Genomic DNA, 19681 nt, shown 5'->3' on the forward strand with positions numbered 1-19681 from the left:
TGTAGCAGGATCGAATCATGGCCGTCGCCGAACTCACCGAGAGCTTCGAATCGCACCGCAGCCACCTCCTGGCAGTCGGGTACCGACTGACCGGCAGCGTGGCGGACGCGGAGGACGCCGTGCAGGAGGCGTGGCTGCGGCTGAGCGAGACCGACGCCGGTGCCATCCGGGACCTGCGCGGCTGGCTGACCACGGTGGTCGGCCGGATCTGCCTCGACCACCTGCGCAGCGCTGCCGTCAGACGGGAAAGCTATGTGGGACAATGGCTTCCGGAGCCGATCGTCACCCCGCTCGGATCGCTCGCACCCGCCGACCCGCTCGACGAGGTGGTTCGCAGCGAGGACTCGCGCCTGGCCGCGATGATCGTGCTCGACACCCTCGGCGCGGACCAGCGCACCGCGTTCGTCCTGCACGACGGGTTCGGCGTCCCCTTCGACGAGATCGCCGGGGTCCTCGGCACCTCGGTCGCGAGCAGCCGTCAGCTTGCCTCCCGGGCCCGCCGCACCGTGGCGGGGGCTCATCCCCCTGCACCGGACCCGGGACACGACGAGGCGGTGGGCCGGCTGATGACGGCCATGTCGTCGGGCGACCTGCAGGCGGTCCTCGACGCCCTGCACCCCGATGCGGTGGTGGTCGGCGACGCGAACGGCACCACCCGCACGGCGGTCAACGTGATCCACGGCGCGGACAAGTTCGCCCGCTTCTTCCTCGGACTGTTGAATCGTTATGGGGCGCAGGCACTCCAGTCGGCCGAGCCGGTTCTGGTCAACGGCGAGCTCGGCATCTTCACGCACGGCTGCGCCGGGGACGCGACGCATCCGGGCTTCCCGTCGCGGGTCGGCGGATTCGCCGTCCGCGACGGGAAGGTCTGCGCGGCCTACGACATCGCCAATCCGGACAAGCTCAGCGGCGTCCGGCTTCCCGACCGGCCTCTGCCTGGTCTGCCCACGGCACCCGGCACGCGTCACCGGAGCTGAAGCCCTGGTCGACGATCCCGAGTGCCGAGTTCATCCGCGACCGCTGGTTCTCCAGCGAGATCTGGTAGGTGAGTTCGACGACGCCCGCGTCACCGAACCGGCGCTGCAGGTCCGCGACCTGCTCGTCGGTGACCTCGGTCGGGGTGGCCGTCATCGCGTCGGCGTAGGCGATCGCGGCGCGCTCGTCGTCGCTGTAGAGGGGGGAACTCTCGTAGTCGCCGATCTGTTGCAGCCGGTCCACGTCCAGGCCCTCGAGCCGCATCAGCATGGACCCGAAGTCCACGCACCACGAGCAGCCGACGGTCGAGGCGACCCGGTACACCGCGATGTCACGGACGTTGGCGGGCAGCACGGTCGAGGCCTTCGCCGCGGCCATCTCGTGCCGCGCGGAGGCCACGAACAGCTTGCGGTGATGAGCCAGTACGGCGAACGGCTCCGGCACCTCACCGTACTGACGGCCCGCGTACCAGTAGGCGAGCTTGACCAGCAGGCCGGCATCCTTGGGGGCGACGGGTGAGATTCGAGTCATGGTGCTCTCCTGTTCGCGAGTACGGCGGTCCTCGTGGTGCCGCCTGTCCCTTGGACGAGACAGCCCCGGTAAACGTGACAGTAGGCGTTTTCCCAGCCCGGCGTACGCCGCCTAAGCTGTGACGATGCCCGCAGCACGCCACTCGCAGACGGTCTCGCGCCTGCAGCCCTTCGGCTCCACGATCTTCGCGGAGATGACGGCACTGGCGACTGCCACCGGCGCGATCAATCTCGGCCAGGGATTCCCGGACACCGACGGACCGCGCGCCATGCTCGACGTGGCACGGGCCGCGATCGCGGACGGCCTCAACCAGTACCCGCCGGGGCCGGGTATGCCGGTGCTGCGCGAGGCGATCGCCGCAGACCGCGCCGCCCGCTACGGGATCGCCCACGATCCGGACACCGAGGTGCTCGTCACGGTCGGTGCCACCGAGGCAATCAGCGCCACCCTGCTCGGACTGGTCGAGCCGGGCCAGGAGGTGGTGCTGATCGAGCCGTACTACGACTCCTACGCCGCCGCCGTTGCCCTGGCGGGCGGCGTCCGGCGCACCGTGCCACTGGTCGCGGACGGCGACGGTTTCGCGCTGGACCTGGACGCGCTGCGCGCCGCGGTCGGGCCGAACACCCGGATGCTGGTGGTCAACACCCCGCACAACCCGACCGGCACGGTCCTGACCGACGCCGAACTCGCCGCGATCGCGGACGTGGCGACCTCGAACGACCTCCTGGTGCTCAGCGACGAGGTGTACGAGCACCTGGTGTTCGACGGCCGCCGCCACACCCCGCTGGCCGCGCTCCCGGGGATGGCCGAGCGCACCGTCACCGTCTCGAGCGCGGCCAAGACGTTCGCCGTCACCGGCTGGAAGACGGGCTGGGTGTGCGGGCCGGCCGAACTGGTGGACGCCGTGCGCACGGCCAAGCAGTTCATGTCCTTCGTCGCGGGCGGGCCGTTCCAGCCGGCGGTCGCGCACGCACTGCGGCACGAGCAGGACTGGGTGGTCTCGCTGCGGGAGTCGTTGCAGCGCAAGCGCGACGTGCTCGGCGCCGCACTCGCCGAGGCGGGCTTCGGGGTGCGCGCGAGCGGCGGGACCTACTTCGTGTGCGCGGACATCACCCCGTTCGGCACCACCGACGGGCTGGCGTTCTGCCGGTCCCTGCCGGAACGGGTCGGCGTGGCGGCGGTCCCGGTCAGCGTGTTCGCCGACCACAAGGAGCCGTGGAATCATCTGGTGCGCTTCGCCTTCTGCAAACGCGACGACGTGCTCGCCGAGGCGGCCGAGCGACTGCGCGGCCTCGCGGGGTCATGAGCGCGCGCACTGTGCCCGCGGATTTCGTCCGGCGCGCCGCTGAGGTCGCCGCGGGCGGCGGGTTCGACATGGCCTTCCCGCTGGACGCGGCCGGGGTGTCCGCGTCGGTACTGCGCGACCAGTCGGCGCGCATCACCCCGGACCAGCTGACCCGCTTCACCCAGGCCGCCTGGCAACTCACCGACGACGAACTGTTCGGCCTCAGCGCGGCGCCCGTGCCGCGGGGCACGTTCAAGCTGGTGTGCCTGGCACTGATCCACACCCCGGACCTCGGCAGCGCGCTCGAACGGATGTCCGACGTGATCCGCGCCCTGCCCGGACTGCCGCCGCTGGACCTGGAGACGGGCGAGTCGACCACCCGGCTGGTGGTGCGGATGCCCGCCCGGTCGAGCACACTGCCGCCCGCGACGGCGCGGGCAGCGGACCGACTGCTCACCGACTTCGTGCTGATGCTGATGCACCGGTTCGCAGCCTGGCTGATCGGCCGACGGGTCCGGCTGGTCGCGATGGAACTTCCCTATCCGGCACCGGATTCGGCGCTCGCGAAGAGCTACGACGCCATCTTCGGGGTACCGGTCACCTTCGATGCCGGGGTCGCCGCGCTCGAGTTCGACAACTCGCTGCTGCGGGCGCCGATCGTCCAGACCGAGGAGACGCTGCTCGACTATCTCCGCGCGTCGCCGAATCTGCTGTTCTCCGAGCGCGACTACGAGAGCACCGCGTCGGCCCAGGTGCGCAAGGTGTTCGAGGCCGGGGTCAAGGGCCGCACGTCCACCGCGGACGACATCGCGGAGATGCTCTCGATCAGCGTCCCGCACCTGCGCAGGCTGCTTCGCCAGGAGGGAACCTCACTGAACCAGTTGCGCGAGGAAGTGCTGCGGGACGCGGCGATCTCCGGCCTCGGGCGCGGCGAGCCGGTGGACGAGCTGTCCGCTCGGCTCGGGTTCTCCGAACCGAGCGCGTTCCGCCGCGCGTTCAAGCGCTGGACCGGGGAGACCCCCGGCGCCTACCGCTGACCACGAACTGTCAGGTCAGCTGACGCAGAATTCGTTGCCCTCGGGGTCCGCCATGGTGATCCACCGGAACGGGCCTTGCTCGCCGTGATGCAGCACGGTCGCGCCGCGTGCGACGAGTCCGTCCGCGACGGCCTGCTTGTCCTCGCCGACCCGCACGTCGAGGTGCAGTCGGTTCTTCACCGACTTCGTCTCGGGCACAAGCTGAAAGAGCACCCGCGGACGGTCCGGGTGGTCTGGGTCGCTGATCGCCGCGCCGACCTTCCAGACCAGGACGCCGTCGTAGACCTCGGTGTCCTCCTCGCGCGCGTGCCCGGCCGCGACGACGCCCCGGATGAAGTCCTCGTCGCTCGGCTCGACCCGCCAGCCCAGTGTCTGCGCCCACCACTTCGCCTGGTCGTGCGGTCGTGCGGAGTCGACGGTCACCTGGAATTCGTAGCCCATGCCGGGACCCTACTTCCGGCCACCGACACCGCGCTCGGGTCCGCGCATCTTGCACGGACCTCCTGCGAGGTGTGTGGTTGAGGACGTGCCCCCGTCACATCGGCCGGGTTTCGCCGGTCATCTCTCATGACAGCCGGCGACGAAGGAATGTGACCGATGGACGAGAACGAATTCATGGCACAGCAGTTCGAGTCGCACCGCCCGCACCTGCACGCGGTGGCCTACCGGATGCTCGGTTCGGTCAGCGAGGCAGAGGACGCCGTCCAGGAGGCCTGGATCCGGCTGGCGCGTGCCGACACCAGCGACGTGGAAAACCTGGCGGGCTGGCTGACCACGGTGGTCGCGCGGGTGTGCCTGAACCTGCTGCAGTCGCGTCGCTCGCGACGGGAGAACCTGCTCGGCGTCCACCTGCCCGATCCGATCGTCCGGACGGTCGACGACGTCGGTCCCGAACACGATGCGCTCCTCGCAGACTCGGTGGGTCTGGCTCTGCTGGTCGTGCTCGACACCCTTGCCCCGGCGGAGCGGCTCGCGTTCGTGCTGCACGACATGTTCGCGGTGCCCTTCGAGGACATCGCGCCGATCGTCGAGCGCTCCCCCGCTGCAGCGCGGCAACTCGCCAGTCGCGCCCGTCGGCGGTTGCAGGGCGCTCCGGTGCCCGATTCGGACCTGACCCGCCAGCGCGAGGTGGTCGACGCCTTCCTGGCCGCCGCCCGCGGCGGCAGCTTCGAGGACCTGGTGGCGGTGCTGGACCCGGACGTCGTGCTCCGAGCCGACGTCGGGGTGGTGCCCGCGGGCGCGTCGACGGAGGTCCACGGCGCGGAGGCGGTGGCCGAGCGGGCGCTGAACTTCGCCAGGCTGGCGCGGTTCGCCCATCCGGCCCTGGTCAACGGGACCGCGGGCGCCGTGGCGATCGCCGAGGGCCAGATGCTCTCGGTCCTGGGCGTCACGATCAGGGGCGGCCGGATCGTCGAGATCGACATCCTCGCCGACCGCGACCGGCTCGCCCAACTGACCGTGGAGGACCTTCACTGACCGGTCCCCGCGTCGTCCCCGTTGCCCGCGACGTGCGCATTGACCGTCCGCAACCCGATCACTGCGGCGCCGAGCAGGAAGATGCTGCCGGCGAGCAGTGCTCGCTGGAAGCCGGAAGTGAGCGCGTCCGGAATCGCCGCTCCGGATCCGATCAACTGGTTGGAGTACGAGGTCGCGATGGCCGCGAAGATCGCCAGGCCCAGCGCACTGCCGACTTGCTGCGCGGCGTTGAGCAATGCTGCGGCCAGGCCCGCCTTGTCCTCGGGCACACCGGCATTGGCGGCGGTCGTGACGGCGACGAACACCGCCCCGAGGCCGAACGAGACGATCATCAGCCCGGGCAGCAGGTCGGTCAGGTAGGAGCCGTCGACGGGAATCCGGGACAGGTAGTACAGGCCGGTGGACGCGATCAGTGCGCCCGCGACGATGACCGGGCGGGTTCCCATCCGGCCCAGCAGTTGCGACGAGATGCCTGCGGCCACACCCACTCCCAGGCACAGCGGCAGGTACGCGGCGCCCGTCTGCATGGGTGAGTAGCCGAGAACGTTCTGCATGTAGATGGTGAGGAAGAAGAACATCGCGATCAGTCCGGCGAAGGCGATCAGTCCCGTGACGTTGGCCGCGGCCAGACCCTTGATCCGGAAGATCGACAACGGCAGCAACGGATTACGGCTTCGCTGCTCGTTGACCACGAACGCGGCGAGCAGCGCGAACGCACCGGCGAACTCGCCGACCGTGCGGGCCGTGCCCCAGCCCTGGTCGGGCGCCTTCACCAGGGCGTAGACGAGCAGGAGCATGCCGCCGGTGACCAGGACGGCACCGACGGCGTCGAAGTTGGCCAGCCTGCCGCGCCGCCGGTCGGTCGGGATCAGCGCGAAGACGGCGGGGAGCACGAGGATGCAGGCGACCGGGTTGACGAACAGCACCCATCGCCAGCCGGGTCCCTCGGTCAGCAGCCCGCCGAGGAACACCCCCACCGCCGATGCGAGCCCGCCGACGCCGCCCCAGACCCCGAGCGCGGCTCGCCGCTCCGGCCCCTCGGCAAAGGTCGTCGTCAGGATCGACAGTGCGGCCGGCAGCATCAGCGCGGCTCCGATCCCCTGTGCCAGCCGCGCGCCGACCAACACGCCGCCGTTGCCGGCGAACCCGCCGATCAGCGAGGAGATCCCGATGAGCACGGTGCCGGTGACCAGCACGCGACGGCGGCCGATCAGGTCGGCGGCGCGCCCGCCGAGCAGCATGAACCCGCCGTAGGTGAGCAGGTACGCGCTCGGCACCCACTGCAGTCCCTGCACGGAGAAGTCCAGGTCTCGGCGGATGTCGGGCAGGGCGATGTTGACGATGGACGCGTCGACGAAGTCGAGGAAGGCGACTGCGCACAGCAACGCGAGCGTGAGCTTGCCGAGTCCGGTCGAGAGCGACGGCCCGGTCCTGGGTTCGGTGGTCGAGGTGAACATGTCGGAACCTTTCTGTCACCCCTCATGACAGATCTGGCCTCGACGATGTGACGGGGACGGTGTCTCGTGCTCGAAGTCCGTCGATGGTTGCCGGGGATCCACGTGGATGCACCGGAAGGCGGAGGAGTCCCAGGTAGCGGTGTTCTACCTGGGACTACGACAACGCAGCGAGGCGCCGCGTGGGCCGCGGCAACCGCGAGAAGACTTCGGGCGCGAGGCACTAGCTCCGGTCGATGTACGCCTCGAGTTGATCGCGTTCGCTCTGCAACTCGTCGATGCGGCTCTTCACGACGTCACCGATGCTCACGATGCCGACCAGGTGTCCGTTTTCGAGCACGGGCAGGTGCCGAATCCGTCGCTCGGTCATGGTGGCGGCGAGGCTGTCCACCGTGTCGGCGGGCGCGCAGGTGAACACCGCCGTGGTCATGATGTCGGCGACGCTCGCATTGAGCAGTCCGGCGCCCCGTTCGTGGATCTGACGCACCACGTCTCGTTCCGTGACGATCCCGACCATCGCGTTGTTCCGGACCACGACGAGGGCGCCCACGTTGCGTCGGGCGAGTTCGCCGATCAGCGCACTGACCGTGATCCCCGGATCGACCGTGACCACCGCGGGACCCTTGTTCTGCAACACATCCGCAATTCGCATCCGGATACCCCGATCCATCCGCTGCCGGCTTCCTGTGTAGATCATAGGCAGCGTCGAGGCCGCCGACCATCGTTACGGACGCGACCATCGGTTTGCACGGCGGTGCACTATCCGACGGCGGGAAGTGATCGATCCGCGGCGAGCCTCACCGCCAGCCCGCCGAGCACCGAGCCCGTCAGGTAGCGCTGCATCCTCAACCATCTCGGCCGCCTCGCGAGAAGACCCGAAATCGATCCCGCAGCAACAACTATCGCGGCATTGACGGTCAACGCGACCGCAATCTGCACGCCGCCGAGCCCGAGGCTCTGCAGCCACACCCGCCCGGCGACGGGATCGACGAACTGCGGGATCAACGCGAGATACATGATCGCGATCTTCGGATTGAGCAGATTGGTGAGCAGACCCATGGCAAACAGTCGCGACGCGGAATCGACGGGTAGGGATCGGGGCGCGAAGACCGACCTCCCACCCGGCCGGACCGCCCGCCAGGCCAGCCACACGAGATAGCACGCGCCCGCGAGCTTCACTCCGAGGTAGGCCTGCGGCACCGCGACGAACACCGCCGACAGGCCCACCGTGGCCGCGATCAAGTAGCAGAGGAAGCCGGCTGCGACGCCGCCGAGCGAGATCAGTCCCGCGCGCCTGCCCTGGGTGACGCTGCGCGAGACGAGGTACATCATGTTCGGACCCGGGGTGAGCACCATGCCCAGTGCGACCGCCGAAACTCCGAGAACTGCCACACCTGACATCATGACCACGACGCTGTCATGCGCCATGGTCCGGTGTCGCGGGCCAGTTGGGAGCCACTGGACGGGCCGCCACTGGAACAGCCGTTCTCCAGGGTCGCGCTGATGGTGTTCTCGATGTCACCGGCGTATCCGGTTGCGCCTGTTCAGCTTCCGGTTCGAGGGTGTCACCCGCTGAGCCGATGTCAACCGGCGAACTTCGCGACGGCCTGCTCGGTGACCGGGGTGAAGAGGTTGATCAGGTTGCCGTCGGGATCGCGAAACAGCAACGACCGGTTCCCCCACGGCATCGTCGTCGGCTCGTTGACGAAATCCTCGACCGTATCCCGCAACCGCCGGTAGTCGGCATCGACGTCGGGGACCAGGAATTCGATGATCGCGGTGTGATTGTCGGCTGGGCGCGCGCTGCCCGCAGCGAACAGGGCCACGGTGCGGGCGCTTCCGATCGCGAGGGTGCCGGCCGGTGTGACGATCTCGGCGAAATCCGATGTAGCCCAGTTCACTTCGCCGTCGGTCACGTGCTGATAGAAGCTGACCAGCCGCTGGATGTCGTCAGTGATCAGACGGATCGAGACGAGCTTCATGATTGTGCGCTCCTACTGTCGGATGGGGCAGAGGTTCCACCGCCGCCCGCCACGGTAGAGCCGATACCGGACAGTTTCCGCCCGGTATCGGTGCGAGAATTTCCCGATGACCCGCCCCACCGCCAGAGTGCTGGCCCTGCTCGAGCTGTTGCAGACCGGCGGTACCCACACCGTTGGAGAACTCGCCGGACGGCTCGACGTCGATGAACGCACCGTCAGGCGATACGTCACCCATCTCGTCGACCTGGATATCCCGGTCCGATCGGTGCGGGGCCGCTACGGGGGATACCGGCTCGCTCCCGGGTACCGAATGCCACCGCTGATGCTGACCGACGACGAGGCGGTGGCCGTGTTACTCGGGCTCCTCACCAGCCGCGGCACCGACCGGTCGACAGTGGCCGCCCGCGCAGCCGACAGCGCGACGGCCAAACTCCGCCGCGTCCTGCCCGCACGTCTGACGGCCCGCCTGGACGCGCTGATCAACACTGTCGAATTCACCGCCGACGCGCGCCCGGAAGTGGCGGTCGAGACCGCCGTCCTGCTCCGGCTCGCCGAGGCCACCCGCGAGCACCGACCGGTCACAATCTGGTACACCGACCGAAACGGGCGGTCCAGCCAACGGACCGTGCATCCCTACGGGCTCGTCGACCACTCCGGCCGGTGGTATCTGACAGGGATGGACAGCAACAGCGACGAACTACGTCAGTTCCGGCTGGACCGCATCACCGCGGTCAGCACTCAGGCCGGAACGTTCGCTCCGCCCACCGGATTCGAGCCTGCCGCTCATCTGTTGTCCGCATTGGCCAACGCGCCTTATCGGCACGAGGTATCGATCCGAGTCCAGGGCACACTCACCCAAGTCCGCCCGCTGCTCCCTGCGACGATCGCGACCGTGCATGAGATCGACTCGCAGCCCCCTGACGCCGACCCGTGGGTCCGGGCCCGAATCCGCGCCGAACAACTCGACTGGATTCCCGCCCTCCTCGCCGGCCTGAACCGCCCGTTCGTCATCGAACACCCCGACACGCTCAACGACGCCGTACGCGCCCTGGCCCGCCGACTCACCGCGGCCGCCGACGGCCGATACCAAACCCATAGGTAGACACCGTCCGCCACCCGAACGCCCTGATCCGGTGCCGCGCTGCGGTCAACCAATGGAACATACGTTCGACGAGGCGTACGATTCAGCCGTGGACATCGCGGTACAGGCGTCGCTGTTCGACGACCCGACCGGCGGCGCTCGTCTGGGCCCGCTCGGCACTTCGGTCCGCCGTCGGGTCCTGACCGACGGCGCCTGGGTGGACGTGCGCCCCGGCTGGCTCACCGGATCCGAGCTGTTGTTCGCCGACCTGGCCGACACGGATCGGCCCGGCGCGGTGCCGTGGCGGGCCGAACGCCGGCAGATGTACGACCGTGTGGTCGACGTACCGCGGCTGGTGAGCTTCTACGACCAGGACGTGCCGTTGCCCGACCCGCTGCTCACCGAGGCCCGCGATGCACTGAGCGCGCATTACCTGCCCGAGCTCGGCGAGCCGTTCACCACCGCGGGCCTGTGCTTCTACCGCGACGGCTCCGACAGCGTTGCCTGGCACGGCGACACCATCGGTCGCAGCCGCACCGAGGACACGATGGTCGCGATCGTATCGCTCGGCGCGGCAAGGACTCTCGCGCTGCGCCCGCGCAGCGGCGGGCCCGCGGTCCGGTACGCGCTCGGCCACGGCGACCTGCTGGTGATGGGAGGGTCCTGCCAGCGCACCTGGGAGCATGCGGTGCCCAAGACCGCCCGACCGACCGGGCCGCGGATCAGTGTGCAGTTCCGGACTCGCGGCGTGCGGTAGCGACCGCGTCGGCGAGCCGGTCCAGCTGCGCGGCGGTGGTGTCCCAGTCCAGGCAGGCGTCGGTGATGGACTGGCCGTAGGTCAGCTCGTCCGCCTTGCCCAGCGTCAGGTCCTGCCGTCCGGCCACCAGGAAGCTCTCGAGCATCACGCCGACGATGCCCTGCTCGCCCGCCGCGATCCGCGCCGAGAGGTCGGTGACGACGTCGACCTGCCGCTGGTGGTCCTTCTGGCTGTTACCGTGACTCGCATCGATGACCACCCGCTCGGGCAGCCCCGACTTGCGCTGGCGCGCAAGGGTGTCGGCGACCGTCTCGGCGTCGTAGTTCGGTCCGGCGCTGCTGCCGCGCAGGATCACGTGGCAGTCCGGGTTGCCGACGGTCCGGATGAGCGCCGACTGCCCGTTCAGGTCGGTGCCGGGGAAGACGTGGCTCGCGGCGGCGGCGCGGGTGCCGTCGACCGCGACCTGGATGTCACCCTCGGTGGAGTTCTTGATCCCGACCGGCATCGACAGGGCGCTGCACAGCTGCCGATGCACCTGGCTCGCCGCGGTGCGCGCTCCGATCGAGCCGTAGCTGACCAGGTCCGCGATGTACTGCGGGGTGATCGGGTCGAGGAACTCGCAGCCGACCGGAAGCCCGAGCGCCGAGATGTCGAGGAGCAGCTTGCGGCCCATCCGCAGGCCGGTGTTGATGTCGAAGCTGCCGTCCAGATGCGGGTCGTTGACCAGGCCCTTCCACCCGAGAGTGGTGCGCGGCTTCTCGAAGTACACCCGCATGACGACGTGCAGGTTCTCGCGGTGTTCGGCCGCCTTGACCGCCAGGCGCCGGGCGTAGTCGAGCGCGGCCTCGGTGTCGTGCACCGAGCACGGCCCGACCACGACGATCAGCCGGTCGTCGTTGCCGGAGAGGATGTCGACGGTGCCGGCGCGGCCGGCCCGCACGGTGTCGGCGACCGCGGGGTCGACCGCATGCTCGCGGCGCAGTTCGGCGGGCGCGAGCAGCGGGGAGATGGAGATGGTCCGCTGATCGTCGAGGCCGAGAGCGTCGGTGTCGAGAGTGAGAGTCATGGGTGTCCTGTTCGTTCTAGGCCGACCCAGGAGAATGCGTGCACACCCGCGAGCCGGTCGATTCCGGCTCTGGGGGTGGAAGAAGTCAGCGCGTGGTTACGCCGACCGACCCACCCGGGGCCGGCCTGCTAAACCAGAAATACGCGCGCTGCACGTTCGCCACTGTAGCAGTGGTTCCGGAACCAAACGGGGAACGGTCACCCCATGTGACAGATGGTCACCTGCTTGGCGGAGTCGCCACTGCGTAGAAGCTCAAGCGCCATGACTTGTCGGGAGATGATCATCTCGGTCCGGGAGCGATCGGTGTCGAGAGTCCGACGGGGTTGGGCGCGGGTGGGTTTCGTACATGCGGAGCGCGACGAGCAGTGCGGCGGCGGCGCTGACTGTTGCGGCCGCCCACACGGCGGCATGCAGGCCGAGCACGTCGGCGACGATGCCGCCGAGGATGGCGCCGACCGCGTAGCCGCTGTCACGCCAGACCCGGTAGATCCCGACTGCGCGACCACGCCACTGCGGGTGGGCGACATCGCCGACGACCGCGAGCAGTGTCGGGTAGACCATCGAGGTTCCGGCGCCGAGCAGGACCGCACCGACCGCCCATCCGGTGAATCCGGTGCTGGCGGCGATCAACGCCAGGGCGGCGGCCTGCACTGCCATCCCCGCTGTGATCAGGTGCTTGCGACCGATCCGATCCGAGAGGGCTCCGGTGACGAGTTGCCCTGCGCCCCATACTCCGGGGTAGAGGGCGAACAGCAGGCCGATCTGCGCGGGAGCGAGGTCGGCGGTGGCGAACAGCAACGGAAACAGGCCCCAGGAGAGTCCGAAGTTGAGGTTGTTGACCAGTCCGGCGTGGCTGGCCGACGCCAGTGCGGGTTCGGTGAAGGACGTCTCGACCGCGATCTGACGGTTGGTCAGGTCCGCGTGCAGATGGTCGTGGAGTCCGTCGCTGCGCTGGGTGTGTGCGGCCGCCTCCAGTCGGGCATGGTCGCGGGTCTCGCGCACGAAGACCCCGGACAGGACGAGCGCGATGGCTGTGTAGGCGAGGCCGAGCAGGAACGGTGCGGGGCGAAGCCCGTGTTGTTCGGCGAGGTAGCCGGCCAGCAGCGAGCTCACGGCGACCGCACCGTATCCGGCGGCCTCGTTCAGGCCCATGGCCAGGCCGCGTTTCGCGGGTCCGACGAGGTCGATCTTCATCACGACGGTGGTCGACCAGGTCAGTCCCTGGTTGATGCCCAGCAGGACGTTGGCTGCCACCACCCATCCCCAGTTCGGGGCGAGGATGAGCATCAGCGGCACGGGGACCGCGAACAGCCAACCCGCCAGCAGGACCGGTTTGCGGCCGTAGCGGTCCGAGAACGTGCCGGCGAAGTAGTTCGCGATCGCTTTGGTGATCCCGAACGCCGCGACGTAGGTGAAGATGAATGTGTAACCGGTGAGCCCGAATTCGTCTTCGGCAAGCAGCGGCAGCACGGTCTGCTGCTGTCCGACCATGCCGCCGACGAGGGCGTTGACCGCGACGAGGAGGGTGAACTGGGCGGCGTTCTCCCTCAGCCCGAGCACCGGCGGCCGATGTGGGGTTCGGGTCCTCATTTGTCGACCTGCAGACTCTGCCCGACGGCGCGGGCGTAGTCCGCCGGGCAGCCGTCGAGGACCCGGACGTCGCGGTGTCCGGCCTGTTCGAGGATGCTCGCGGCACCCATGGCGCGTTCACCGTGCCCACACATCACGACCACCGGGCGACCCGGGACCTGGTTGAGGTGCCGGCTGAGCGCGCCGAGCTCGATGTGCAGGGCGCCGGGGAGGTGCCCGGTGGTGAACTCGCCCCGCTGGCGGACGTCGAGGACGGTCACCGGATCCGTGGCGGCGAGGTGGTCGGCGTCGAGGAGCGCGACCGTGGCGACCTCGTCGTCCGGCCATGCGAACATGCCTCCGTCCAACTCGCCGGCGAGCGAATCGAATCCGACCTTGGCTGTCTCCCAGGCGATGTCGTCGGGGTCCTGGTCGGCGGCGCGGACGATCACCACCGGCCGGTTCGGGTCGACCAGCCAGCCGAACCAGGTGGCGAACACCGGCCGAAGGGTGATCGACAGGGCACCGGGTAAGTGACCGGCGGCGTAGTCGGTTGCCTCACGCGTGTCGACGACCTGCGCTCCGTCGGCGATCAGGTCGCGGACGTCACCGGCCGTCAACGTCGGGAGGGTGGGCGTGGCGCCGAGGACGGCCGGGCCCTTGTGGTTGATCTCTCCGAGGCGCAGGAAGTAGTCGGGGAAGGTACCGAGGGAGCCGAGCAGGGCCGCGACGAACTCGTCTTCTCCCGCCACCTGGAGAAGTGGATTGGTGGCGCGTTCGCGGCCGATGGTGCTCACTCGCTCACCGGTGAGGGTGGACGAGCAGAACGAGCCCGCGCCGTGGGTGGGCCACACCGGCGTGCCATCGGGCAGCTCCATCAGCTTCTGCAGCGAGCGGTACTGCGCGCGGGCCAGGGGCACCGTCCGGTCCGGGCTGACGAGGTCGGTGCGGCCGGCGGTCCCGACCATCAGCGAGCCCCCGGTGAACACCCCGAGCAGCCGGTCCCCCGCGCGAAGCAGGTAGGACAGGTGCTCCGGGGAGTGACCGGGCGTGAACAACGCCTCGAGGGTGAAGGCCCCGAGGTCGACCGTGTCGCCGTCCGCCAGTGCGGTGACCTCGAATCCGCGCGGCCCGACGTCGGGTGCGAGCACCACGGCGCCGTCGACGGCGGCGAGTTCGTGGGCCCCGGAGATGAAGTCGGCGTGCAGATGGGTCTCGACCGCGTAGGCGATGCGCAGGTTGCGCCGCTCCGCCTCGGCGCGGACCTGCCGCAGGTCCCGTTCGGGGTCGAGCACCAGTGCCCGCCCCTGACCGACATCCAGGAGGTAGGTGGAGTTCCCCAGCCCTTCGTCTACAACGGGGACGAGGGTGAAATCGGTGGACATCGTCTGGCTCCCTGGTCGCGAAACCCCAGAACAGAGGCTTATTCCAATACTCTATGGATTAGTATCCCATGGATTGCTGGAGCAGCCAAGGCAAGGGACTTCCCGACGCGCCGATCGACCTAGGGACTCACGACGGGCAGGCCCGCGAGGCGCCACTCGAGCATTCCCTCGTCGAGCCGTTTGATGGTCAGTCCGGCCTCACGAGCGATGCGGACCGCGTCGGGAGCCATGACGCAGTAGGCGCCGCGGCAGTAGGCGATGATGTCGCGCCCCACAGGTAGCGCGTCGAGGCGACCGGCCAGGTCCGCGAGCGGGACGTTGATGGAACCGGGGATGTGTCCCGCCTCGTACTCCTCGTGCGGGCGCACATCGAGCAGCGTGATCTCGCCTGCATCGCGCCGGCGGATCAACTCCTCACGGGTGACGGCGTCGTCGGGTGAACCGAGCACCGCCGCCGCGGCGTGTGCGACGTCTGCCAGGTGCGCCTCCGCGACCGTCTGGACGAGAACGAACAGCGCGGCGACGTCCGGGCCGGCCAGGCTGTAGATCTGCCGGGTGCCGTCCCGCCTCGCCACGACCAGGCCGCTGGATTTGAGTGCCTGCAGGTTCGCCGACGCGGTAGTCACGTTCATCTCGGTCGCCGCCGCGATGGCGTCGACCGTTCGCTCGCCCTGCGCGAGCAGGTCCAGGATCTGCAGTCGCCCGCCGTGGCCGAGCGCCTTCCCGACACGCGCAATCTGGTCGTAGAGCGCTGATTTGCGGCTCGACACTCAACACACCTCACTTATTCCAATGAATTATGGAATAGTGTAGTCACTGTCGTGTCCGCTCGCCACGGACGACATCCCGCTCGAAGGACCACCATGCCTCACCCCGACCACGATGCCGACGTCGCCTTCCGGCCGGACGGAGGCGGCCGACCCGTGTACCTCGACTACCAGGCCACCACACCGGTCGACCCGCGCGTCGTCGACGCGATGCTGCCCTACCTGACCACCGAGTTCGGCAACCCCTCGAGCGGCCACTGCTACGGCAGAGCGGCGAGGGCCGGCGTCGACAGGGCCCGCCGGGAGGTCGCCGAACTCATCGGCGCCGATCCTGCCGAGATCGTTTTCACCGCCTCCGGCACCGAGAGCAACCACCTCGCACTCACCGGGACCGCGCAGGCAGTGCGAGCTGCCGGCGGCGGAAACCACATCGTCATCAGCGCGATCGAACACCCCGCCACCCAAGAAACCTGCGACCGACTCGGCCGCGACGGCTTCGAGATCACCCACGTACCGGTCGGCCCGGACGGACGGGTCGACCCCCGACTGTTCGCCGCCACACTTCGCCCGGAGACGATTCTGGCGTCGATCATGCTGGCGAACAACGAGATCGGCACCATCCAGCCACTCGAGCAGCTCTCCGCAATCACGCGGGACCGAGGAATCGTGCTGCACTCCGACGCCGCCCAGGGGCCCGCGACGATCGACGTCGACGTCGACGCACTCGGAGTGGACCTGCTCACCGTCGTCGGCCACAAGATGTACGCACCGAAAGGTGTTGCCGCACTCTACGTGCGCTCACGTGCACCGAGACCTCAGCCGCAACTCGTCGGCGGCGGCCAGGAACGCGGACTGCGCGCATCGACCGAGAACGTCCCAGGGATCGTCGCACTGGGCGCCGCCGCCGGCATCGCGCGACAGGAACAGCCCGCGGACGCGGCCCGCATTCTCGACCTGCGCGTCCGACTTCTCGACGGACTCGCAGACGCAATGCCCGACCTGACCGTCAACGGATCCCTCACCCACCGGATCCCCGGCAACCTCAACCTGACGATCCCCGGCGTGACCGCGGCCGAACTCATGACGAAAGCGCCGGGACTCGCCTTCTCCGCCGGAAGCGCCTGCCACACCGGCGATCCCGCCCCATCCCCGGTCCTGGCGGCCATCGGCCTCACCGGCGAGGAGGCGGCCCACACCGTCCGACTCGGCATCGGCCGCTACACCACCAGTGCCGACATCACCGCCGCCATCACGGAGCTGAGTGCTGCCGCCCGCCGGTAGGCGAGGCAGGCATCAGAATCTGCCCGAGGGTGGGGGTGGTTCGCCACCCTCCCTCTGCTGCCGCTGCAAACCCGCGTGCACGAGAATGCCTGTGCACGATCCTTGAACAGCTGCCCCGTTCCACTCACCTGACATCCAGAGGAAGACTTCATGAGCGTCCACAACTTCACCGTCGCGACCGCCGACGGCACCACCGAGGACCTGAGCGGCTACGCCGGCAAGTACCTGCTCATCGTCAACGTCGCCAGCAAGTGCGGCCTGACCCCGCAGTACGAGGGCCTCGAGGAACTGAACCGCAAGTCCGACGATCTCGGCCTGCAGATCATCGGGTTCCCGTGCAACCAGTTCGCGGGCCAGGAACCCGGCACCGACGCCGAGATCCAGGAGTTCTGCCGCGTCAACTACGACGTCACCTTCCCGGTGTACGGCAAGATCGACGTCAACGGCGACGACGCGCACCCGCTGTACCGGCACCTGCGCGCCGAGGCGCCCGGCGACTTCGGCCCCGACAACGGTTTCCTGTTCGACCACGTCAGCAAGACGATGCCCGAGTCGATCGGCACCGACGCGGTCAAGTGGAACTTCACCAAGTTCCTCGTCGACCCCGAGGGCAACGTCGTGCGACGCTTCGAGCCGACCGTCCTGCCCTCGGAGATCGAGACGGCGCTCGCCGGCCAGGCCTAGCGGCAGCCCCGAATCCAGCGCACCCGCCCTCGGGACCGCCGTTCACCGGCTCCCGGGGGCGTCGCCGCAGGTGGCGGATGGTCAGAGATCGGCTTTCCTGAGGTTCAGTCGACTGACGAAGCTGCTGCTGCGAGGACCTGGGCAAGGTCGGCGGGACGGCTCCACATGGGCCAGTGGCCCGTCGGGAGATCTACGAGTTCAAGGTTCTCGAGGTTTGTAACCTCGGCGAACATGGGATGGCCAGCCTTGGCCAGTGCCATCAACTGCGTACTCGGGAGCGAGCAGCACACCACCGTGGTCGGAACCTTCAGGCGTGCATCGTTGTTGAGCTCCACGGATTGACGCAGCACGGGTCCAGGTTCGGGGACAGCTCGAAGCCGGAAACGCTCGAGAACGTCGGCGCTCAGGCCGTCAATGCTGGCCTGCTCCTTGAGCGCCTCGAAGGGCGGCAGTGGAAACTCTTCCAGTTCATCTGGGGCGTCAGGGGCGAAAACAGTGCCGGGCGAGACCGGGCCACTATCGACCCAGATCACCCGGCGGACCAGCTCGGGGTGCCGGTCGAGCACAAGACTCACGGGAGCATTGGCTCCGCTATGCGCCACGATGACCATTGGCTCGGATTCAGAAGCCAAGACCCGCTCGATCGCCGCTGCTTGATCATCGAGAGTCCTGGACGCTCGTTCGGAGTCCGTCTCGTCGAGGCCGGGCAGGGTCATCGGGATAGCCCATCGGCCCATGGCGGTCAGGTGTTCGAGGACCTCGTCCCATGCCCAAGCTCCCAGCCAGTGGCCAGCGATCAAGACCGTGGTCGGGTCATTCGTGTTTGTCGTCATACCGAAATCCTCGCAAGCCACTTGGACAACGGTATGTCACTATTTCTGGCATCATTTTGGATTGGAGGGAAATTTGAGGCGAGCAGAGCGGCTTCACGCGTTGTCGGAGATGCTGCGACGAAGCGGCTCTCGTGGATGCACTGCGGAACAAATGGCGAGCGAGTTTGGCGTGTCAGTGCGCACAGTCAAGCGGGACCTTGATGCACTCGAGAACAGCGGCGCGCCGATCTGGTCGCGTCCGGGCCCTGGCGGCGGATACGGTCTGGCCGCTCGATCCAATCTCCCACCGATCAGCTTGACCCCGGCACAGGCGGTGGCGCTTCTCACGGCAATATCAGCTGCACCCGATGCCCCTTATGCCGACCTTGCCTCTGCCGGCGTTCAGAAGATCTTGGGTGTGCTTGATCCTCGGACTCGGAAGAAGGCTGACGAGCTCGCGCGTCGCGTCTGGGTCGATGTTGAACCGACTGCCACGCGGGCAGTCAGATCGGCCCTTGAGGAGGCAATGGCCGAGCAGCGTGTGGTGCGCATCCGCTACACCGCGGGTGACGGCAACAAGACCACCCGCGACGTCGAGCCGGTGATATTCGCGTCCAGAAATGGTCGCTGGTATCTGATCGGCTGGTGTCGGCTACGGAATGAAATGCGATGGTTCCTCGTGACGCGCATCGAGCACGCCAGCGTAACCAAGACTCACTGTGGCGACCACGGCATTCAGGAGGTTGGCACTCCCCCCGCGACGGCAAGGTCCGCGCAGAGCCGAGGCGAGTGAGGCTGTCGATCAACGTCTCCGGTCAGTACAGCTAGATGTACCCGAAGCGGCGTGTCCCGCCAATCCTCGCTGCATCTCGACATCAATGTCGGTGCGTGACAACCGATTCGACAAGGTCGTGAATGGTCTCCGCGAGACGCTCGGTCTGGTCGGTGCGGATGTGATGAAGGACGAGCTCGCCGTTCACGCTGCTGAGGAGAACCCTCGACAGCACCTCGGCATCCGCGTCGGGTCGAGCTTCGGAGAGCAGGGCCGCGATGTGGCCGTACCAGAAAGCGTGAATCGCCTCGGCGTGCGGATCCTCGGCTGCGTCGTCGTACGCGATCATCAATTCGACGTTGTCGACGACCAGTCGGAACATCGCGTCGAAATACGCGAGTAGTCGGTCGGCGGCCGGTGCACCGGGCCCCAGCGGCGGCGCACCACTGACGACGGCGTCACGCAGCGCCGTTGCGCGATCGAACACCAGCGCCCTCATCAATCCGGCCCGGTTGCCGAATCGGTGAAAGATCGTCCCCTTGCTCACGTGCGCGGCCGCGGCGATCTGTTCGATCGAGACGTTGTCCGCCCCGAACTCGGCGAGTAGGGCGTCGGTGGCCTCGAGAATCGCGCGCCGGTTGCGGACGGCGTCGCTCCGCTCCCGCTTCGATTCGTTACTCACGCGCACCTCCATTGACAAGTTGACCGACGGTCAATATCGTCGGCCTTCATTCCTGAAACTGTACTGACGGTCAAGTTAGGGAGAA

At 68.4% G+C, this 19681-nt stretch carries 21 protein-coding genes; 9 read left to right on the forward strand and 12 right to left on the reverse strand.

Translation table 11 applies throughout. The features are described from left to right. The first annotated feature begins 17 nt into the window (after positions 1 to 17). Positions 18 to 977: a sigma-70 family RNA polymerase sigma factor gene (locus FK531_RS06015; RefSeq protein WP_142096242.1), complete on the forward strand. Its 960-nt coding sequence runs from the start codon at positions 18 to 20 to the stop codon at positions 975 to 977. Here the strand turns inward: FK531_RS06015 and FK531_RS06020 are convergent. Further along, positions 904 to 1506, reverse strand: a complete 603-nt coding sequence (locus FK531_RS06020; RefSeq protein WP_142096245.1) for a carboxymuconolactone decarboxylase family protein — start codon at positions 1504 to 1506, stop codon at positions 904 to 906. The two genes, FK531_RS06015 and FK531_RS06020, sit on opposite strands and share 74 nt — an antisense overlap. Before the next feature lie 124 nt (positions 1507 to 1630). Between FK531_RS06020 and FK531_RS06025 the strand changes: the two genes are divergently transcribed. Together FK531_RS06025 and FK531_RS06030 are read left to right on the forward strand one after the other, a co-directional pair. Further along, a complete protein-coding gene (locus FK531_RS06025; protein ID WP_142096248.1) occupies positions 1631 to 2812 on the forward strand; it encodes a pyridoxal phosphate-dependent aminotransferase in 1182 nt (393 codons plus the stop codon). Continuing rightward, positions 2809 to 3828 (forward strand): AraC family transcriptional regulator, encoded by a 1020-nt coding sequence (locus FK531_RS06030; RefSeq protein ID WP_142096251.1) that lies wholly within the window; start codon positions 2809 to 2811, stop codon positions 3826 to 3828. The genes FK531_RS06025 and FK531_RS06030 overlap by 4 nt, the downstream gene beginning before the upstream one ends. Positions 3829 to 3843: 15 nt before the next feature. On the opposite strand, the gene FK531_RS06035 is transcribed toward FK531_RS06030, so the two are convergent. Next, positions 3844 to 4269: a VOC family protein gene (locus FK531_RS06035; RefSeq protein WP_142096254.1), complete on the reverse strand. Its 426-nt coding sequence runs from the start codon at positions 4267 to 4269 to the stop codon at positions 3844 to 3846. A 156-nt stretch (positions 4270 to 4425) separates the two neighbouring features. On the opposite strand from FK531_RS06035, the gene sigJ reads away from it, so the two are divergent. After that, positions 4426 to 5304 (forward strand): RNA polymerase sigma factor SigJ, encoded by an 879-nt coding sequence (gene sigJ, locus FK531_RS06040; RefSeq protein ID WP_142096257.1) that lies wholly within the window; start codon positions 4426 to 4428, stop codon positions 5302 to 5304. On the opposite strand, the gene FK531_RS06045 is transcribed toward sigJ, so the two are convergent. The 4 genes from FK531_RS06045 to FK531_RS06060 form a co-directional block, all read right to left on the reverse strand. After that, positions 5298 to 6761, reverse strand: coding sequence for an MFS transporter (locus FK531_RS06045; protein WP_142096260.1), 1464 nt, complete (start codon positions 6759 to 6761; stop codon positions 5298 to 5300). The genes sigJ and FK531_RS06045 overlap by 7 nt on opposite strands. Positions 6762 to 6981: 220 nt before the next feature. Continuing rightward, positions 6982 to 7410 (reverse strand): CBS domain-containing protein, encoded by a 429-nt coding sequence (locus tag FK531_RS06050; RefSeq protein ID WP_142096263.1) that lies wholly within the window; start codon positions 7408 to 7410, stop codon positions 6982 to 6984. Positions 7411 to 7517: 107 nt separating this feature from the next. Beyond that, on the reverse strand, positions 7518 to 8162 hold the full coding sequence (locus tag FK531_RS06055; protein WP_142096266.1) for a LysE family translocator: 645 nt from the start codon (positions 8160 to 8162) through the stop codon (positions 7518 to 7520). A 179-nt stretch (positions 8163 to 8341) separates the two neighbouring features. Further along, positions 8342 to 8740: a VOC family protein gene (locus tag FK531_RS06060; RefSeq protein ID WP_142096270.1), complete on the reverse strand. Its 399-nt coding sequence runs from the start codon at positions 8738 to 8740 to the stop codon at positions 8342 to 8344. A gap of 106 nt (positions 8741 to 8846) precedes the next feature. Between FK531_RS06060 and FK531_RS06065 the strand changes: the two genes are divergently transcribed. Next, positions 8847 to 9842, forward strand: a complete 996-nt coding sequence (locus tag FK531_RS06065) for a helix-turn-helix transcriptional regulator (RefSeq protein ID WP_142096273.1) — start codon at positions 8847 to 8849, stop codon at positions 9840 to 9842. A 52-nt stretch (positions 9843 to 9894) separates the two neighbouring features. Next, positions 9895 to 10578, forward strand: a complete 684-nt coding sequence (locus FK531_RS06070) for an alpha-ketoglutarate-dependent dioxygenase AlkB (RefSeq protein ID WP_142096276.1) — start codon at positions 9895 to 9897, stop codon at positions 10576 to 10578. Here FK531_RS06070 and FK531_RS06075 read toward each other — a convergent pair. From FK531_RS06075 to FK531_RS06090, 4 genes are all read right to left on the reverse strand, one after another. Then, positions 10544 to 11644, reverse strand: coding sequence for a 3-deoxy-7-phosphoheptulonate synthase (locus tag FK531_RS06075; RefSeq protein WP_142096279.1), 1101 nt, complete (start codon positions 11642 to 11644; stop codon positions 10544 to 10546). The two genes, FK531_RS06070 and FK531_RS06075, sit on opposite strands and share 35 nt — an antisense overlap. Before the next feature lie 252 nt (positions 11645 to 11896). Further along, complete coding sequence (locus tag FK531_RS06080; protein ID WP_142096281.1) at positions 11897 to 13234, reverse strand: MFS transporter; 1338 nt, start codon at positions 13232 to 13234, stop codon at positions 11897 to 11899. Next, on the reverse strand, positions 13231 to 14598 hold the full coding sequence (locus FK531_RS06085; RefSeq protein ID WP_142096284.1) for an MBL fold metallo-hydrolase: 1368 nt from the start codon (positions 14596 to 14598) through the stop codon (positions 13231 to 13233). Before FK531_RS06085 ends, FK531_RS06080 begins: the two co-directional genes overlap by 4 nt. 119 nt (positions 14599 to 14717) lie before the next feature. Continuing rightward, on the reverse strand, positions 14718 to 15368 hold the full coding sequence (locus FK531_RS06090; RefSeq protein WP_142096287.1) for an ArsR/SmtB family transcription factor: 651 nt from the start codon (positions 15366 to 15368) through the stop codon (positions 14718 to 14720). A 93-nt stretch (positions 15369 to 15461) separates the two neighbouring features. Between FK531_RS06090 and FK531_RS06095 the strand changes: the two genes are divergently transcribed. Together FK531_RS06095 and FK531_RS06100 are read left to right on the forward strand one after the other, a co-directional pair. Next, a complete protein-coding gene (locus tag FK531_RS06095) occupies positions 15462 to 16646 on the forward strand; it encodes a cysteine desulfurase family protein (protein WP_142096290.1) in 1185 nt (394 codons plus the stop codon). A 150-nt stretch (positions 16647 to 16796) separates the two neighbouring features. Beyond that, on the forward strand, positions 16797 to 17330 hold the full coding sequence (locus tag FK531_RS06100; RefSeq protein WP_142096293.1) for a glutathione peroxidase: 534 nt from the start codon (positions 16797 to 16799) through the stop codon (positions 17328 to 17330). A 104-nt stretch (positions 17331 to 17434) separates the two neighbouring features. On the opposite strand, the gene FK531_RS06105 is transcribed toward FK531_RS06100, so the two are convergent. Next, the gene (locus FK531_RS06105) at positions 17435 to 18163 is read right to left on the reverse strand and encodes an alpha/beta fold hydrolase (RefSeq protein WP_142096296.1); all 729 of its coding nucleotides are present in this window, start codon (positions 18161 to 18163) and stop codon (positions 17435 to 17437) included. Here FK531_RS06105 and FK531_RS22855 point away from each other — a divergent pair. After that, positions 18066 to 18935 (forward strand): helix-turn-helix transcriptional regulator, encoded by an 870-nt coding sequence (locus FK531_RS22855; RefSeq protein WP_290367600.1) that lies wholly within the window; start codon positions 18066 to 18068, stop codon positions 18933 to 18935. The two genes, FK531_RS06105 and FK531_RS22855, sit on opposite strands and share 98 nt — an antisense overlap. An 82-nt stretch (positions 18936 to 19017) precedes the next feature. On the opposite strand, the gene FK531_RS06115 is transcribed toward FK531_RS22855, so the two are convergent. After that, the gene (locus FK531_RS06115) at positions 19018 to 19596 is read right to left on the reverse strand and encodes a TetR/AcrR family transcriptional regulator (RefSeq protein ID WP_142096299.1); all 579 of its coding nucleotides are present in this window, start codon (positions 19594 to 19596) and stop codon (positions 19018 to 19020) included. Positions 19597 to 19681 lie beyond the last annotated feature (85 nt).

Origin of the sequence: Rhodococcus spelaei (assembly GCF_006704125.1) — a bacterium.
GTDB lineage: Bacteria > Actinomycetota > Actinomycetes > Mycobacteriales > Mycobacteriaceae > Rhodococcus_G > Rhodococcus_G spelaei.

Excerpts from the sequence above, each read along its gene's own strand:
- sigJ (WP_142096257.1), top strand. The coding sequence starts at position 4,426 with ATGGACGAGAACGAATTCATGGCACAGCAGTTCGAGTCGCACCGCCCG.
- FK531_RS22855 (WP_290367600.1), top strand. The coding sequence starts at position 18,066 with ATGGCGGTCAGGTGTTCGAGGACCTCGTCCCATGCCCAAGCTCCCAGC.
- FK531_RS06015 (WP_142096242.1), top strand. The coding sequence starts at position 18 with ATGGCCGTCGCCGAACTCACCGAGAGCTTCGAATCGCACCGCAGCCAC.
- FK531_RS06055 (WP_142096266.1), bottom strand. The coding sequence starts at position 8,162 with ATGATGTCAGGTGTGGCAGTTCTCGGAGTTTCGGCGGTCGCACTGGGC.
- FK531_RS06020 (WP_142096245.1), bottom strand. The coding sequence starts at position 1,506 with ATGACTCGAATCTCACCCGTCGCCCCCAAGGATGCCGGCCTGCTGGTC.
- FK531_RS06045 (WP_142096260.1), bottom strand. The coding sequence starts at position 6,761 with ATGTTCACCTCGACCACCGAACCCAGGACCGGGCCGTCGCTCTCGACC.
- FK531_RS06030 (WP_142096251.1), top strand. The coding sequence starts at position 2,809 with ATGAGCGCGCGCACTGTGCCCGCGGATTTCGTCCGGCGCGCCGCTGAG.
- FK531_RS06095 (WP_142096290.1), top strand. The coding sequence starts at position 15,462 with ATGCCTCACCCCGACCACGATGCCGACGTCGCCTTCCGGCCGGACGGA.
- FK531_RS06025 (WP_142096248.1), top strand. The coding sequence starts at position 1,631 with ATGCCCGCAGCACGCCACTCGCAGACGGTCTCGCGCCTGCAGCCCTTC.
- FK531_RS06105 (WP_142096296.1), bottom strand. The coding sequence starts at position 18,163 with ATGACGACAAACACGAATGACCCGACCACGGTCTTGATCGCTGGCCAC.
- FK531_RS06050 (WP_142096263.1), bottom strand. The coding sequence starts at position 7,410 with ATGCGAATTGCGGATGTGTTGCAGAACAAGGGTCCCGCGGTGGTCACG.
- FK531_RS06080 (WP_142096281.1), bottom strand. The coding sequence starts at position 13,234 with ATGAGGACCCGAACCCCACATCGGCCGCCGGTGCTCGGGCTGAGGGAG.
- FK531_RS06100 (WP_142096293.1), top strand. The coding sequence starts at position 16,797 with ATGAGCGTCCACAACTTCACCGTCGCGACCGCCGACGGCACCACCGAG.
- FK531_RS06065 (WP_142096273.1), top strand. The coding sequence starts at position 8,847 with ATGACCCGCCCCACCGCCAGAGTGCTGGCCCTGCTCGAGCTGTTGCAG.
- FK531_RS06035 (WP_142096254.1), bottom strand. The coding sequence starts at position 4,269 with ATGGGCTACGAATTCCAGGTGACCGTCGACTCCGCACGACCGCACGAC.
- FK531_RS06075 (WP_142096279.1), bottom strand. The coding sequence starts at position 11,644 with ATGACTCTCACTCTCGACACCGACGCTCTCGGCCTCGACGATCAGCGG.
- FK531_RS06070 (WP_142096276.1), top strand. The coding sequence starts at position 9,895 with ATGGAACATACGTTCGACGAGGCGTACGATTCAGCCGTGGACATCGCG.
- FK531_RS06085 (WP_142096284.1), bottom strand. The coding sequence starts at position 14,598 with ATGTCCACCGATTTCACCCTCGTCCCCGTTGTAGACGAAGGGCTGGGG.
- FK531_RS06060 (WP_142096270.1), bottom strand. The coding sequence starts at position 8,740 with ATGAAGCTCGTCTCGATCCGTCTGATCACTGACGACATCCAGCGGCTG.